Here is a 15922-nt window from a genome sequence, read left to right on the forward strand (position 1 = left end):
TCTCAAATAACTATAAGTCGCACTTATGTGGTTCTTAAGTTTCATTAAGTAGAATTCCCGAATCAATCCGACTACAATATGTTTGTAAGCGTTTATCAAACAAGTTTTGCAATTGTAGGTAGAGGTCAAAGCGTGTGGGGGGCTTATTTTGGGAAAGGAATCAGCCAAAATACTTTTCTAAACGTAAGTGGAAGTACGTGGAGGTAGTCTAGCCATTAAATTTAAAGGAGCTTATTAAATTATGTCAACAAAAGCAGAAATGATCAAAGAATTATACCCAGAAGATTTATTTAACTATGCAGAGTTATTATCTGATGGTGAAGTAGAAGTATTAGCAGCAGCACGTAAAGTGATCGAAGCAGAAATCAAACCAGTAATCAACGAATACTGGGAAAAAGCTGACTTCCCATTCGAAGCTTTCTACAAACTTGCTGAAGTAGGAATCATGAACAGTCCTAAATTATACGTTGGTCGTGAAGGCGAACGCAAACCAAGCGAAATCTATACTGCTTTCCTATACTTAGAATTAGCTCGTGCAGATGCATCTATTGCTACTTTCTATACAGTACACGGTGGTTTAGGTTACAACACTATCTTATTAGGTGGTAACGAACGTCAAATCGAAGAATTTGCTCCAAAAATTGCGTCGTTTGAATGGCAAACATGTTTCGGCCTAACTGAACCAGATTCAGGCTCAGATATCGCTGGAGGCTTATCAACAACAGCTGAACGTAAAGGCGACACTTGGGTATTAAACGGAGCAAAACGTTGGATCGGTGGCTCAGATACAGCTGACATCATCCCAATCTTTGCACGTGACGTTGAAGACAACAAAGTAAAATGTTTCATCGTTCGTAAAGGTGCACCAGGATACCATGCAGAACCAATCCCACATAAAGCATCCTTACGTGCGATCCGTAACGGCCACATCACATTAGAAAACGTTGAAGTACCAGAAGCAGACCGCTTAGAAAACATCAACGGCTTTAAAGACGTTGCAAGAATCTTAGTTTACACTCGTACTGACGTTGCGCATATCGCAATGGGTATCACTAACGGTGCATTCGTTGCAGCATTGAACTACACTAAAGAACGTGAGCAATTTGGTCGTCCAATCGCTAAATTCCAATTAGTTCAAGAGAAATTATCTCGTATGCAAGCAAACGCTGTAGCAACTTTAGGTTACTCAGTACGTGTTGCTCAATTACAAGAAGAAGGCCGCGAATTAATGACGAACTCTTCATTAGCGAAAATGCACAACTCACTAAGAATGCGTGAAACTGTAGCACTAGCACGTGAAGTAGTCGGCGGAAACGGTATTACTTTAGAAACAGACGTAGCTCGCTTCTTCGCAGATGCAGAAGCAATCTACACTTACGAAGGAACTCACGAAGTTAACGCTTTAATCGTAGGTCGTGACATCACTGGCTTAGGCGCTTTCGTTTAAGATATTTAATATATACAACACAAGAAACCGTGGATAGAAATATCTGCGGTTTTTTGTGTACTTATAGTTGATTATAAGTTTAGGTTTGCTTTGTGCTGCGCTCAAAACCAGAGCAAGCTGCGCTAGATGTGTAATTAAGAGATTTGACATATGGTAGGAGAAAAAATTAAGCAACCTAAAAAAGTCTCATACAAATGCCAAGCTTGCTTGTTAACTGTAATAAATTTATCTGGTACGTTGTGAGGTATCTTGATTATCTCTGTTGCTTCAATTAATTCGAAGAGCAAAAGGAGTGCCGGCCGACAGGCCGACACGATTTAAACGTCATGTGGTTCTAATATAATCGTCGTGGACCGTGGGACACGACACCGTCTTGGTTTTCTTGCGTGCTTTGATTATTGTTGACAGGAAGGAACTTGCAGGAAAACAGCTTACTGGTGTAGTCATGTCTCAGTTTATAAAAGTGAAGCACGATTCGCAGGTCATCGTGTTCCAGTTAGAAAAAGTGAAGCACGATTCGCAGGTGATCATGTCTCAGTTAGAAAAAGTGGAGCACGATTCGCTTTGAATCATGTCTCAGTTAGAAAAAGTGAAGCACGATTCGCAGGTGATCATGTCTCAGTTAGAAAAAGTGAAGCACGATTCGCTTTGAATCATGTCTCAGTTAGAAAAAGTGGAGCACGATTCGCTTTGAATCATGTCTCAGTTAGAAAAACTCGAGCACGATTCATCACCGCAACTAATTCCACCATTAAAAATGAAAGTGGTTAATTTCACAAACTCGCTCCAATATACCTAAAGACGACCATCACCCATAAACCCCCAGAAAATTTCACAAATTTCTCTAAAAAAAGCAATAAAAAACTGACTCCTTACAAAAAATGTAGTATAATTTTCATGTATAAGTTGCGCTTAATGAATATAGAAGCACACATCTGAAACTTTTTAAATATATATTCATGACATGAGAGGAGTCAACAAACCATGCCAATGGACATTACCCAAATGAATTACCTCATCAACATTGTTGAGTGTGGCTGTAACCTATCGTTAGCCGCGAAGAAAATTCATATTAGCCAATCGGCTTTAAGCCAATTTGTAACAAACTTTGAAAACGATGAAGAGATATTGTTGTTTAATCGACGCAATGGCCGCCTCGATGGACTAACTGAGAGTGGGGAAAGAATTTTCCGCTATGCCCAAGATATTGTAACGAAAGCAGATGAGATGCAAGAAGTTATTTTGCGTGAATCCTCTAAACAAAAGGGGACAATCCGTATCGGCTTGCCATCGCTTATTTTGCGTGTTTACTTTTCGAACTTTTTCCCAACCTTCCAAATTGAGCATCCAGATATCTCATTAGAGGTAACGGAAGCCGGAAGTCAGGACTTGAGAGCCTTACTATTAAATGATGATATCGATTATGCGATCGTCATTGAACCAACTAACTTAGACTTTAAAACCTACGAACAACATGTAATTCAAGTCGATGAGATGGCTGCCTTTATGGACATCAACCATCCATTAGCGAAGAAAAATGAATTAGAGTGGAGGGATTTGAATGGCTACCAATTGGCAACCTTCAGTAAAACCTTCACGACTTACCAACTAATCTCAGAGAAAATTCACAAGGCAGCTGAGAATGCGCACATTGTCTACACATCAGACTCATGGGACTATTTAATTGAATCGACGCACGGCAACGAAGTGGTGACAATTTTACCGCGCCCAGTCGATCAATATACGGACAAGAATAAATTTAAAGTGATTCCTTTCAGAGATTATGTACCCTTTAACTTTACCTTAGTGCGTGCACACAACCGAAAATATGGTGCCATGGAAACAGAAGTTTACGAACGTATCTTGAGCTATTTCTACGAACCTGTTAATTAAAATAACGAAGCTAACTCTTTAGAGTTGGCTTTGTTTTGCATATGGGGAAATATCCGCTCTAAATCACCGCAAATTTCAAGCCTAAACATGAGAATGCATACAAAAGTCAATCAGAAAAATGAAATCTTTTTAATATAATGGGTTGAAAACCCTTGTGTAACCGAGAACAATCCTATTAAACAGGTGTTCCAGGCGGTCTATTAGCTAAGCTTATGTATTCTTTCAGTTTCCGATATTTTAATTTCACAAGCAGTTGCCTTATTATATATCATGTAAACGCTTCGCAAATATTGCAAAACATTGAATTGGAGGAATTAATGTGACAGAAGTTGTCATTGTAGCAGCACGTAGATCACCACTAGGTAGTTTTGGTGGGTCATTAAAAGGGGTGTCAGCAGTTGATTTGGCTACAACTGTACTGACAGAAACATTAAAAGACATTAACTTAGATCCTAAAGAAGTTAACGAAGTTATTTTGGGGAACGTTTTAAGCGCAGGCTTAGGACAAAACGTTGCAAGACAAATTGCGTTAAACTCAGGTTTACCACAATCAACACCAGCTTTAACAATCAATAAAGTATGTGGATCTGGTCTTAAAACAATTATGTTAGGAGCTCAATCAATTCTTGCTGGCGACAACGAAGTTGTTGTTGTAGGGGGAACTGAGAACATGAGCCGTTCACCATTTGTTGTCAATGACGCACGTTGGGGCGCGCGCATGGGTAACACTGAAATGGTTGACACAATGTTAAAAGATGGATTAACTGATGCATTTTCAGGTATTCATATGGGAATTACAGCAGAAAATATTGCTGAAAAATTCGGCTTCACGCGTGAGCAACAAGATGAATTAGCAGCAGGCAGCCAACAAAAAGCTGAAGCAGCTGTAAAAGGTGGACGTTTTAAAGAAGAAATCGTTCCAATTCCTGTACCACAACGTCGCGGTGAACCTGTTATGTTTGATACTGACGAGTTCCCACGCTTTGGTACGACAACTGAAACATTAGCTAAATTACGTCCAGCTTTCAAGAAAGATGGAACGGTAACTTCAGGTAACGCTTCAGGAATCAACGATGGCGCAGCGATCCTTGTCTTAATGTCTAAAGAAAAAGCAGAAGCATTAGGTATGACACCTCTTGTAACAATCGCATCTTACGCAAGTAGTGGTGTTGATCCTAATATCATGGGTACAGGTCCAATCCCATCAACTAAAAAAGCGCTTGCTAAAGCAGGCATGACAGTGGATGATTTAGAATTAGTTGAAGCAAACGAAGCTTTTGCAGCCCAAGCACTATCAGTTATTACTGAATTAGGCTTAAACACTGACATCGTTAACGTAAACGGTGGCGCAATTGCTTTAGGTCACCCAATTGGTGCTTCAGGCGCACGTGTTGCAGTAACATTAATTCACGAAATGCTTAAACGCGATTCGAAAACTGGTTTAGCTACTTTATGTATTGGTGGCGGACAAGGTGTCTCACTAATCGTTAAACGCTAATCAATTACAAGATTATTCCATACGCAATACAATACAAAAACGACTTATAATAAATACACAATCAATGCTCTTCAGAAAGGAAACAGAAAATGATTCAGAATAACTATGAAACGCTTTTGCAGAAAATTTCGGACTATACTCATCAGCAACTTGCTAATGTTTCAAAAGAATATGATAGTACGGAAAGCTTCCCTCAAGTACTGCTAGAAGATTTCCTAGAACTGGACATTTTCCGTTTACTTTTAGATGAAGAGGACGAACAGAGCGAAAGCTTGCAAGCATTTATGGAAATCATTCGCATTGTGTCACATGAATTTGCGGCGATGGCTAGTATTTTGCTAACTCAAGGAACGTATGCGATTTGGCCGTTGCAACGTTATGGGACGAAACGACAAAAAGACGCTTACTTAGAAAAACTCGTTTCCGGTGAATTATTAGGCGCCTTCGCACTTCATGAAGCACAAGACGAAGGAAATCTAGATTTGATGCAATCGACAGCGATCGAAACAGAAACAGGATGGCGGATTAACGCCGAAAAAGAAACGGTATCCAACTCACCCGTTGCTGGCTTGTTCTTTGTCGTAGCCAAAACTCGAAAAATAAATGGAGATGAAGGCATTGGCATTTTCATCGTGGAAGCAGATCAGGCGGGCGTGACCGTTGGTGAAGCAAGCGATAAAATGGGTATCCGTGCACTACCTGTAGCGCCGGTTTACTTAAATAATGTGGAAGTCAACAAAGATGCCGTACTCGGCGGCTTGTTAGCAGGAAAAGAACAAGTTGAAACAATTTTTACAAAAATGAAAATAGCGATTGCCATGCAAGCTCTAGGGCTTGCGGAAGGCTCGCTAGATAAAGGCTTGCACTACGCAAGCTTAGAACGTAACTTCGGAAAGCGCTTAATTGATATTGACAACACACAAATCGCTTTAGCTGAAGTGAAATCTAAAGCATTTGCGACCAGCACGATGCTGAGATATGTGATGCAACATCATATGGATGATCCTATCCAAGCAGCGATGGCTAAATTGGTAGCCTCAGACAATGCGATTGAAGTAACGGAAACCATCATTCAAGTAACGGGCGGTTATGGCTACATGCGCAATAACGATATTGAGCGTTTTGCTCGTGATGCCAAAGTAACCGCAATTTACGGTGGTTCCTCTCACTCGCAGAAAAAACTGATTGCTAAACCTTGGCTGACGAAGCGTTGAGTTAATCTCAACCGAATTTAAAACAATTGAAGGACTTAGATCCTTTGGACGAAATTATAGGAGTGAACACATTGAGTATTAATAAAGTAATGGTTATCGGCTCAGGACAAATGGGAAGCGGTATTGCCCAAGTACTTGCACAAGCTGGTTACTCAGTCATTTTAAACGACATTAAACAAGAATTCGTAGATGGCGCAGTAGCGAAAATCTCGAAACAATTAGACCGTTCAGTAGAAAAAGGTCGCTTAGCTGCAGCAGACGCTGAAGCAACAGTTGCACGCATCGTAACATCTGTAGACTATGCAGATGCTAAAGATGTAGACTTAGTGATTGAAGCTGCGACAGAACGTCGTGACATCAAATTAAACATCTTCAAACAATTAGATGAAATCACACCAGCACACGCTATCTTAGCGTCTAACACATCATCATTATCAATTACTGAGATTGCAGCAGCAACAAACCGTCCAAACCAAGTGGTAGGTTTACACTTCTTCAACCCAGTTCCAGTAATGAAACTAATCGAAATCAACATTGGTTTAACAACGGATGAAGCAACTGTAGCAGCAATGCACGAAGTTGGCGAAAGCTTAAACAAAACATTGGTTGAAGTTAAAGATGCACCTGGTTTCGTCGTAAACCGTATCTTAATTCCAATGATTAACGAAGCAATTATCGTGTTAAACGAAGGTATCTCTACAGCAGCTGAAATTGATGAAGCAATGAAAGCTGGCGCGAACCATCCAATGGGACCTTTAGCATTAGCGGACTTAATTGGTTTAGATACAGTATTAGCAATCATGAACGTACTTTATGAAGGCTACAGCGACTCTAAATACCGTCCAGCTCAACTATTGAAGAAAAAAGTTGAAGCAGGTCACTTAGGACGCAAAACAGGTCAAGGTTTCTTCGAGTATTAGTCTGAAAAGGAGACGCATAAAATGGCAGAATTTGAAACAGTCTTATTAGACGTTAACGCAGGCGTTGCGACATTAACGATCAACCAACCAAAAGCATTAAACGCTTTAAGCTCAGCAGTATTAGCAGACATCTCGGCAGCGGTCGACGTTGTTGCAGCTGACAAATCAGCACGCGTTCTAGTGATTAAAGGAGCGGGCGACAAAGCATTTGTTGCAGGTGCGAACATTAAAGAAATGTCAGAATTATCACCAGCAGAAGGTGAAGCTTTCTCTAAAGCAGGAAACGATACCTTCTCCAAAATAGCAAACTTAGACATCCCGTCAATCGCGGCAGTTAATGGTTTTGCATTAGGTGGCGGTTCAGAATTAGCCCTTGCTGCTGATATCCGTATCGGATCAACAACTGCACGTTTAGGCCAACCAGAAGTTGGTTTAGGCATCATTCCAGGTTTCGGTGGAACACAACGTTTAAGCCGTATCGTTGGAATCGCAAAAGCAAAAGAATTAATCTACACAGCTCGTATTGTTAAAGCGGATGAAGCTTTAAACATGGGTCTATTGAACCAAGTAGTTGAAGTAGAAGAATTAGAAGCAGCGGTTGAGAAAATGGTCAATGCGATTATGAAGCAAGCACCTAACTCAGTTATTGCATCTAAACAAGCAATTGATCAAGGAATCGAATTACCTCTAGCAGATGCTTTAGCTTTAGAAGCTAAATTATTCGGAGAGCAATTCGCACATCCAAACCAAAAAATCGGCATGACTGCTTTCATCGAGAAGTCAGCGCCAACTTTTGAATAATCATCACACACTTTTTGCTGTGGCATTCGGACAATTCCCCTTGTCACAGCTATTTTTTTGCTCATTTTTAAGTTCACTAAGAGTGAACTTCTAATTTGAAGTAGAGACATTCTTTTTGTGAAAATGGAAGGGTTACCAGTTTTCACAAGTGTTGTTGGAACATATTTTGATAAAGTTTTTAGTATATAATTTGAGGTGAAGAGATGGAATTATTAGGATCTTTAGGTGTTTTAGTCGGGATTTTTATGATTATTTTCTTGGCTGTAAAGGAAATGAATATTATTCTGGCTGCGCCGTTGGCGACGTTGTTCGTCATTGTGTTCAACCAAATGGACCCAATTTCGACTTTATTGGGTACTGAGAAGTTACAGTTCATGGGTGCTTTGGGTAACTATGTTATGAGTTACTTTGCGGTATTCTTGTTAGGTTCAGTTTTGGCTGAGTTGATGAAGTCTAGTGGTGCGACTGTTGCCATTGCAGACTATATCTTGGCGAAGATGGGTCATGACAATCCTTACCGTGTAATGGTAGCAATTTTCATGATTGCGGCAATTTTAACGTATGGTGGTATTAGTTTATTCGTGGCGATGTTCGCGATTATTCCTTTAGCGCGAGACTTATTCAAGAAATTGGATATTTCATGGAGTTTAATCCAAACGCCAGTATGGTTAGGGATTGCGACAATCACGATGACGATGTTACCAGGTACGCCTGCTATTCAAAACGTTATTCCGATTCAATATTTAGGTACTTCATTAACTGCGGCTGCAATTCCTTCAATTTTAGGAGCGATTGCTTGTACGGTATGGGGTCTATGGTACATGAAGTTTGCGTTAAACCGTTCGATTGCCAAAGGTGAAACTTACGCGACGCACACGAAAGATGAAGAAATTATATTAGAAGATCGCGAATTGCCTTCTTTCGGTGCTTCAATTCTTCCTTTAGCGGTTTTAGTTACAATCGCTATTGTTGGTTCAGTTTTCGGTAATGAATTCTGGAAAACAAATGTTATTTATTTCGCTTTAATCGTAGGGATTTTATTAGCGATTGTTTTATTCCGTTCGTTCATTCCTAACACAATGCAAGCTTTAAGTGTTGGTGCTCAAGGTTCGATTGGACCGTTATTCTCGACTTCTTCAGCAGTAGCATTCGGTGCTGTGGTAATGGCTGCACCAGGTTTTGCATTGTTCTCTGAAATGTTATTAGGCATTCCAGGAGGACCAGAAGTTCAATTAACTGTTTTAACTGCTGCTATGTCAGGTATTACGGGTTCAACTTCAGGTGCTTTAGGAATTGTCTTACCAACTTACGGTCAATACTTCGTAGACGCTGGTATGCATCCAGAAATGGTTCACCGTCTTGCATCAGTTGCTGCTAACATCTTAACTGACGTTCCTCACGGTGGAGCAGTGATTACATTCTTAACGTTAACTAAATTAAACTACAAGAATGGTTTCAAAGACTTATTCACAGTTGTCACAATAGGTGCAATTATCTCAGCGGTAGTCATCATCCTTTCAGGTGCAATGTTCTATTAAAACTTATGGGCAGACGGGGCAATAGCTTCCGTCTGCTTTCCTTATAGTATAAGGTTTTATAAGTTTTATGATGATTTATCAAGCTTTATACTACGTTCAGCTGATTGTTTTCCAAGGCGGAGTTCGCTGTCAAAGCCTCACTTACGTTCGTGCTTTTCCAGCTCAATCGGCTAGGGTGTGTCTAATTCGCTGCGCTCAAAGTCACACCAAGCGATTCTATTAGTAGCGAGGGATTGCCCTTTGTACCGCTATGGAAAACAATTAGCTGATCTACGTTAAATATTCCAATGAAAGTAAAACGATATAATCAAATTATACTGCTAAACAGAATTTATAAACCTTGGACTTGTCCGAGGTTTTCTTAATAGCTTGAGAGTTTAGCTTGGTGATGATTGATTGAGCTTTATACTTCTCTCAATTGATTGTTTTTCCAAGGTGGTGGTCGCTTTCAAAGCTCTATTGATAATCGTGAGGTTTGTGCTTTGATGATGGCCCCATGTTTCAAGCTTACCTGAGTTTGAGTGTTATTGGGTCGAACAAGGTAGTTTCTAAGTAGCCTGTATTGAACCGTGCTGCGGGTTTGATGATTAGTAAAATGATATAATGATATAATGAGAGAGAAAGAAAGGGGTTTTTGCAAGTGTTACAATATAAATTTCATGAGATGACATTGACGTGGTTGGAGGGAATGCGCTATAAATTGCAAGATGGTGGGACATTGTTTGGTCCAGTACCAAAAGCGGTGTGGCAGCGTTTCTTTCCAGTCAATGAAGCGAATCAAATTCCAGAGGTGTTGGCGCCGATATTGATTCAGTATCAAGGGAAGAATTATTTAATTGACGCAGGTTTAGGCACCGATAAATTGTCTGAGAAGCAACGTCGCAATTTGGGTGTACATAGTGAGAGCCGTCTGGTCGAGTCTTTGGCGGAACTAGAGTTAACACCTGAAGATATTGATGTATTGTTGATGACGCACATGCACAATGATCATGCGGGTGGTTTGACGCGCAAGACTGAAACAGGCGAGTTGGTGTCGACTTTCCCAAATGCGACGATTTACATGACGGGTATTGAGTGGCAAGAAGTGCGTGAACCGAATGATCGCACGAAGGGCACTTATTTGAAGGAAAACTGGGAAGCAATTCAAGATCAAGTGGTGACATTTGAACGGAAATTACAGGTAGCGCCAGGTTTGACGATGATTCATGCGGGAGGTCATTCGCGTGGGATGGCAATTGTGAAATTGGATCAAGCGGACGACACGATGCTGCATATGTCGGACTTGATGTTGACACACGCGCACAAGAATCCGTTGTGGGTCGGCGCGGTGGACGATTATCCGATGGAGTCAGTGGCGGCGAAACAGGAATGGTTGCCGCAAGCTTTCGCGAAGCAGTGGAAATTCTTTTTCTACCACGATCCGTTTTATGCGGTGCTGCAGTATGACGAAACCGGCAGTGAGATTGTTTACCACCTGGACCGCGAGGTTGAGCCGCTGACGACATGGAGCGACACTCAGGACAAGCGCCTACCTTTCGCCTAATGTCTTATGCATGTGAAATTCAATCACTAGGCCAAATATGATTCAATGAATTCAATTGTTAATAAACATCTTAATGTACGGATGAGTATATTGGTGAGCAAACTATCAAGACACCTTGATGAAAATGTCAAATTTATTGAAAACTTATCGGAGTCATATTTTGTGAAGTGTTTAAAATTTAAACTACTTTAAAAGCTAGACAAATAAACTTGTTACGGTTAAAATAATAGCTATGATTGTGAAATGATGTTATAATCATTTAGAGCTTATATGAAATTAATCAGAATGAGTTAATTTGTGAAAGAAGGAATTTATATGCATAAAGATATACCAAGAGCAACGGCTAAACGACTGCCAATTTACCATCGTTATTTAAGATTTTTACATAATGCGGGTAAAAAACGTATTTCGTCTACTGAGCTAAGTGATGCTGTAAAGGTGGATAGTGCAACGATTCGTCGTGACTTTTCATACTTTGGCGCTTTAGGTAAGCGTGGATATGGTTATGATGTTGACTATTTGTTAGACTTTTTCAGCAAAACGTTGAACCAAGATCGTTTAACGTCTGTGGCACTGGTTGGGGTAGGACATTTAGGAAATGCTTTGTTAAACTACAACTTCCGTAAAAATAATAACGTCCGGATTGGAGCGGGGTTTGATATTAATCCCGATATCGTCGGAACAATTCAATCAGGTGTGCCGGTGTATCACTTGGATGATTTAGAGGAGCAAATTCAACAACAAGCGATTGAAATCGTGATACTAACGGTACCACAAGCTTCAGCCAGTGAAATTGTGGACCGTCTAGTGAATTCTGGTATTAAAGGAATCCTGAACTTTACGCCGTTACGTTACGATGTACCGAAACATGTACGCGTTCAAAACGTTGACTTAACGAACGAATTACAAACTTTAATCTACTTCATCGACAGCAACATGGATGATGGCGACGACTTAGAATCAGAATTCAATTAATGAAGTAAAATAGGCATCACAAAGATAAAGCGAAACAGGTCCTCGTTCAACGAGCGGCCTGTTTTTTGGTGCATGAGAGTGATTGGGTCATTGGGGCGTCAGTCACAACAGCCCCGCCGGGTTATCTAACCGAGGACCAAACTATAGCCCCTGCGGGGGTGGATGTTAGCCGGGGTGGGCTGGGGCGTACTGAGCGGCGAGCCTCTTTTGGAAAAGCTTGTCGCGTCGGAATTCTTGCTTTCTGGCTTACCGCACAGTTGGAGCAAACAGTGCGGCGGGGGGTGGGAGTGGGTCTTGTGAGGCTGGAATTGTCTTGATTGATCTAAGTGTCTGATTGGGGTCGCGCGATCGGTCGTGGTGTCCCTGTATAGTTGACGCGATTGGGGTCTATCGGTCGTGGTGTCTGGGTATAGTTGGCCCTATGAAAGGTCCAACGGACCAAGTGTCCCCTGAGAGTCGGCCCGATAGCTAGTCAATCGGACCACGCGGCCAACTAATATCCTCCTGATTAGCGTCGATAATCACCAAAATCTCAATTTATAGCCATGTTACCATGAATCATCAAAAGAATTATCAAAATTCCCTAAAAACAACAGTGTAAACGATTACAAAAAGCGGTCGATTTAGCTTATAATAGAAGGTGAACAAAAGAAAAAGGAGAGGTGGATTTTATGACAAGTGTACTGTTCAATGAAACGGTGTTACGGGATGCGCATCAGAGCTTGATGGCCACTCGCATGTCAACGGCCGATATGCTTCCCATTGTGGAGACAATGGATCAAGCAGGATATTATGCCCTTGAATGCTGGGGTGGGGCGACTTATGACGCCGCCATTCGTTTCTTAGATGAGGATCCCTGGGAAAGGCTACGAGAGATACGCAAGCGGACGCCGAATACCAAACTGATGATGTTGTTGCGCGGACAAAACTTAATTGGCTATCGACATTATGCTGATGATATTGTTGATAAGTTTGTCGAAAAAGCTGTTGAAAACGGCATTGATATTTTCCGGATATTTGATGCCTTGAATGACCCTCGTAATTTGGAGGCCTCGCTCAAAGCTGTCCACAAATACCAAGCTCATGCTCAATTGGCGATTTGTTATACGATTAGTGATGTGCATACGATCGATTATTATACAGACTTGGCCAAGCAATATTTGGCGATGGGTGCTGATTCCATTTGTATTAAAGATATGGCAGGGATTCTAACACCTGCTGTTGCTCGTCAATTAATCCCTGCGATCAAGGCGGTGATTGATGTTCCCCTTAACCTACATACGCATGCGACTAGTGGCATTTCTCAGATGACTTATCTCGTGGCAGTTGAACATGGCGTCGATATCATTGATACCGCCATATCTCCCTTTGCTGAAGGCACCAGCCAACCTCCAACCGAATCAATGGCTTTAACTTTTGAAGAACTCCAGATTGACACTCATTTAAACATAGATATTTTAGAAACTATTGCAGATTACTTTAAAGGCATTCGTGATAAGTATTTAGTGGACGATACATTAGATAGTAAGATGATGTTTGTCGACCCTAAAGCCTTGATTTACCAGGTGCCGGGTGGTATGTTATCGAATTTGTATTCGCAATTGCGCCAAGCCGGTTCGCTTGATAAATATGATGCGGTCTTGAACGAAGTGCCGTCGGTGCGGGCAGATATGGGATTTCCACCACTGGTTACTCCGCTGAGCCAAATGGTAGGAACTCAGGCTGTTTTCAATGTTTTAACGGGCGAGCGTTATAAAGTCGTACCTAATGAAATCAAAGACTATTTGAAAGGGCACTACGGAAAATCTCCAGCTCCCATTGCTCCAGGTATTAGGCAGTCGATTATTGGCGATGCGGCTGTGATGGAAAGTCGTCCTGCTGATCATTTAGAGGCAGAATTTGACAGTCTGAAGTTTGAATTAGGCGACCTGGCGAAAACCGATGAGGATATTTTGACCTATGCCTTATTCCCACAAGTGGGCCGGCAATATTTGGAGCGCAAGTATCAAGCGGAAACAGTCATCAAAATTCATGCGCGCTACTCGAATGCACTATAAGCCATAGGCTAAGAAGGAGGAAATTCGATGGAAGCAATCAGTATTATGGACGGCTTAGTCTTAACAGTCGTCTCGATGCTCGTTGTGTTTGCAGTTTTAACCGCACTCTGGGGCATTACCGAATGGACAGCCAAGTTGGTGGGCAAAGAAACCCCGCCAGTGGCCGCTCCCCAAAAGAATCAGACACCAGTCGCGACTCAAGCCTCGCAGTTAGTGGCCAATCCAAAACATCAATTGGTCGCTGAATTGATGGCCTTGGCATTAGCTTCGCAGGACCAGCCAAATAAAAAGTTGGAAATTCATGAATCAATTCGCATTAAATAATGGGAGGATGATCAGTATGAAAAAATATGAAATTGAAATTAACAATGAGGTTTACCGCGTGACGGTCAAAGAGTTACCAGCCGATACCGACATGACGACGCCAGCACCAGCACCAGCACAAGCAACAGAACAAGCAACCCCAGCAGCCAAGCCGACTCCGGTAACTCAGCCAGCGCAGGCCACGTCTGCTTCTGGTACCGAAGTTAAGGCACCAATGTCAGGGACGATTTATAAAGTCGTCGTGTCACCTGGTCAATCGGTGTCCAAAGGGGATGTCTTAATAATTTTAGAAGCAATGAAAATGGAGAATGAAATCGTGGCACCACGAGATGGAGTGGTCGGCGAGATTCATGTGAGCCCGAATGAAAGTGTTCAATCTGACCAATTACTACTGACCATTTAGGAAGGTGGATTAAAATGTTTGAAGCAATCAACGAATTGATCGCCAGTACAGGCTTGTTAAGTATCACCATTCAAGAAATTATTGTCATTACCCTGTCGCTCGTCTTAATCTATCTAGCCGTTGCCAAAAACTATGAACCTTATCTGTTGATTCCGATTGCCTTTGGGATGTTGCTGGCCAATCTACCTTTAGCCGGCTTAATGAACCCACCGACTGCCACAGAAAACGGGGGACTGCTTTACTATATGTACCAAGGCGTTAGTCTCGGTATTTTCCCACCTTTGATTTTTCTCTGTTTAGGAGCAGCCACGGACTTCGGCCCACTGATTGCCAATCCTAAGACCTTATTATTAGGTGGTGCCGCCCAATTTGGAATTTTTGCTGCTTTTTTCGGTGCGCTGGCGCTCGGCATGACTCCCAATGAATCGGCCGCCGTCGGCATTATTGGCGGGGCGGATGGCCCGACTGCTATCTATCTGTCGTCCAAACTGGCGGAACATATTCTGCCAACGATTGCGATTGCGGCCTACTCTTACATGGCCCTCGTTCCAATTATTCAGCCGCCGATTATGCGCGCTCTGACGACGAAAGAGGAACGTGAGACCGTCATGACCCAGACGCGTCCCGTTTCCAAGAAAGAAAAAATTATTTTTCCGATAGTTGTGACTCTGTTTGTCAGCCTGCTGATTCCCTCGGCCACTTCCTTAATCGGGATGTTGATGCTCGGCAACCTGATTCGCGAGAGCGGTGTCGTGCCGCTTTTGGCCAACACCCTGGAAAACTCCATGATGTACATCGTGACGATTCTCCTGGGCGTTTCGGTCGGCGCATCCGCAGATGCTGCCACTTTATTGAGTCTCGATACGATCAAAATAGTCTTCTTAGGTTTGCTGGCGTTCATGGTAGGAACTGCCAGTGGCGTGTTGATGGGCAAGCTGATGTACAAACTAACGGGTGGAAAAATTAACCCGCTAATTGGCTCGGCCGGCGTTTCCGCCGTCCCCATGGCCGCGCGTGTCTCGCAAGTCGAAGGCATCAAAGCTAACCCGGATAATTATTTATTGATGCATGCCATGGGACCTAATGTAGCTGGCGTGATCGGTTCAGCGATTGCCGCTGGGATTCTCTTGAGTTTCTTTGGATAGTCAGTCGTGACAGGAAAGCCGGAGCTTGGCTCCGGTTTTTGTTTGATGAGCGGGTTTATCACGGGTCAAACTAATGGCTAGCGGCTGTGTGAATGAGCTAGGACGTTCTGCTGGGAGGTGGGGAGGCTTGGCTAATGTGTGCTTGTAGGGTGTGGTGCCTTTTT

The 15922-nt window shown here is 42.2% G+C and carries 13 protein-coding genes; all 13 read left to right on the forward strand.

Going from position 1 to position 15922, the window contains the following annotated elements; all coding sequences use genetic code 11:
- Positions 1-241: 241 nt before the first annotated feature.
- The 13 genes from fadE to GF867_RS04660 all read left to right on the forward strand — a co-directional run bounded on the left by fadE (position 242) and on the right by GF867_RS04660 (position 15758).
- Positions 242-1447: an acyl-CoA dehydrogenase FadE gene (gene fadE / locus GF867_RS04600; protein WP_153831944.1), complete on the forward strand. Its 1206-nt coding sequence runs from the start codon at positions 242-244 to the stop codon at positions 1445-1447.
- 990 nt (positions 1448-2437) lie between these two features.
- On the forward strand, positions 2438-3340 hold the full coding sequence (locus GF867_RS04605) for a LysR family transcriptional regulator (protein WP_153832011.1): 903 nt from the start codon (positions 2438-2440) through the stop codon (positions 3338-3340).
- 319 nt (positions 3341-3659) lie between these two features.
- A complete protein-coding gene (locus GF867_RS04610) occupies positions 3660-4838 on the forward strand; it encodes an acetyl-CoA C-acetyltransferase (RefSeq protein ID WP_366927749.1) in 1179 nt (392 codons plus the stop codon).
- An 89-nt stretch (positions 4839-4927) separates the two neighbouring features.
- A complete protein-coding gene (locus GF867_RS04615) occupies positions 4928-6052 on the forward strand; it encodes an acyl-CoA dehydrogenase family protein (protein ID WP_153831945.1) in 1125 nt (374 codons plus the stop codon).
- A gap of 71 nt (positions 6053-6123) precedes the next feature.
- Positions 6124-6972: a 3-hydroxybutyryl-CoA dehydrogenase gene (locus GF867_RS04620; RefSeq protein ID WP_153831946.1), complete on the forward strand. Its 849-nt coding sequence runs from the start codon at positions 6124-6126 to the stop codon at positions 6970-6972.
- Positions 6973-6993: 21 nt separating this feature from the next.
- The gene (locus GF867_RS04625) at positions 6994-7773 is read left to right on the forward strand and encodes an enoyl-CoA hydratase-related protein (RefSeq protein ID WP_153831947.1); all 780 of its coding nucleotides are present in this window, start codon (positions 6994-6996) and stop codon (positions 7771-7773) included.
- Between the two features lie 203 nt (positions 7774-7976).
- A complete protein-coding gene (locus GF867_RS04630) occupies positions 7977-9311 on the forward strand; it encodes a GntP family permease (protein ID WP_153831948.1) in 1335 nt (444 codons plus the stop codon).
- Between the two features lie 664 nt (positions 9312-9975).
- Positions 9976-10854, forward strand: coding sequence for an MBL fold metallo-hydrolase (locus GF867_RS04635; RefSeq protein ID WP_153832012.1), 879 nt, complete (start codon positions 9976-9978; stop codon positions 10852-10854).
- 315 nt (positions 10855-11169) lie between these two features.
- Entirely contained in the window at positions 11170-11829 is a 660-nt protein-coding gene (locus GF867_RS04640) for a redox-sensing transcriptional repressor Rex (protein WP_153832013.1), read from the forward strand.
- A gap of 671 nt (positions 11830-12500) precedes the next feature.
- Complete coding sequence (locus GF867_RS04645) at positions 12501-13886, forward strand: oxaloacetate decarboxylase subunit alpha (protein WP_153831949.1); 1386 nt, start codon at positions 12501-12503, stop codon at positions 13884-13886.
- A gap of 27 nt (positions 13887-13913) precedes the next feature.
- The gene (locus tag GF867_RS04650) at positions 13914-14210 is read left to right on the forward strand and encodes an OadG family protein (RefSeq protein WP_153831950.1); all 297 of its coding nucleotides are present in this window, start codon (positions 13914-13916) and stop codon (positions 14208-14210) included.
- A gap of 16 nt (positions 14211-14226) precedes the next feature.
- Positions 14227-14613 carry a biotin/lipoyl-containing protein gene (locus tag GF867_RS04655; protein ID WP_153831951.1) on the forward strand — a complete coding sequence of 129 codons (387 nt, stop codon included), beginning with the start codon at positions 14227-14229 and terminating at the stop codon, positions 14611-14613.
- A gap of 14 nt (positions 14614-14627) precedes the next feature.
- Positions 14628-15758 carry a sodium ion-translocating decarboxylase subunit beta gene (locus tag GF867_RS04660; RefSeq protein ID WP_153831952.1) on the forward strand — a complete coding sequence of 377 codons (1131 nt, stop codon included), beginning with the start codon at positions 14628-14630 and terminating at the stop codon, positions 15756-15758.
- The last annotated feature ends 164 nt before the right edge of the window (positions 15759-15922 follow it).

This window comes from Fundicoccus ignavus (assembly GCF_009659375.1).
Lineage (GTDB): Bacteria > Bacillota > Bacilli > Lactobacillales > Aerococcaceae > Fundicoccus > Fundicoccus ignavus.

Bases quoted from the DNA above. Each gene is read 5' to 3' on its own strand.
- fadE (WP_153831944.1), top strand. From the start codon at position 242: ATGTCAACAAAAGCAGAAATGATCAAAGAATTATACCCAGAAGATTTA.
- GF867_RS04605 (WP_153832011.1), top strand. From the start codon at position 2,438: ATGGACATTACCCAAATGAATTACCTCATCAACATTGTTGAGTGTGGC.
- GF867_RS04615 (WP_153831945.1), top strand. From the start codon at position 4,928: ATGATTCAGAATAACTATGAAACGCTTTTGCAGAAAATTTCGGACTAT.
- GF867_RS04625 (WP_153831947.1), top strand. From the start codon at position 6,994: ATGGCAGAATTTGAAACAGTCTTATTAGACGTTAACGCAGGCGTTGCG.
- GF867_RS04630 (WP_153831948.1), top strand. From the start codon at position 7,977: ATGGAATTATTAGGATCTTTAGGTGTTTTAGTCGGGATTTTTATGATT.
- GF867_RS04635 (WP_153832012.1), top strand. From the start codon at position 9,976: ATGACATTGACGTGGTTGGAGGGAATGCGCTATAAATTGCAAGATGGT.
- GF867_RS04640 (WP_153832013.1), top strand. From the start codon at position 11,170: ATGCATAAAGATATACCAAGAGCAACGGCTAAACGACTGCCAATTTAC.
- GF867_RS04645 (WP_153831949.1), top strand. From the start codon at position 12,501: ATGACAAGTGTACTGTTCAATGAAACGGTGTTACGGGATGCGCATCAG.
- GF867_RS04650 (WP_153831950.1), top strand. From the start codon at position 13,914: ATGGAAGCAATCAGTATTATGGACGGCTTAGTCTTAACAGTCGTCTCG.
- GF867_RS04655 (WP_153831951.1), top strand. From the start codon at position 14,227: ATGAAAAAATATGAAATTGAAATTAACAATGAGGTTTACCGCGTGACG.
- GF867_RS04660 (WP_153831952.1), top strand. From the start codon at position 14,628: ATGTTTGAAGCAATCAACGAATTGATCGCCAGTACAGGCTTGTTAAGT.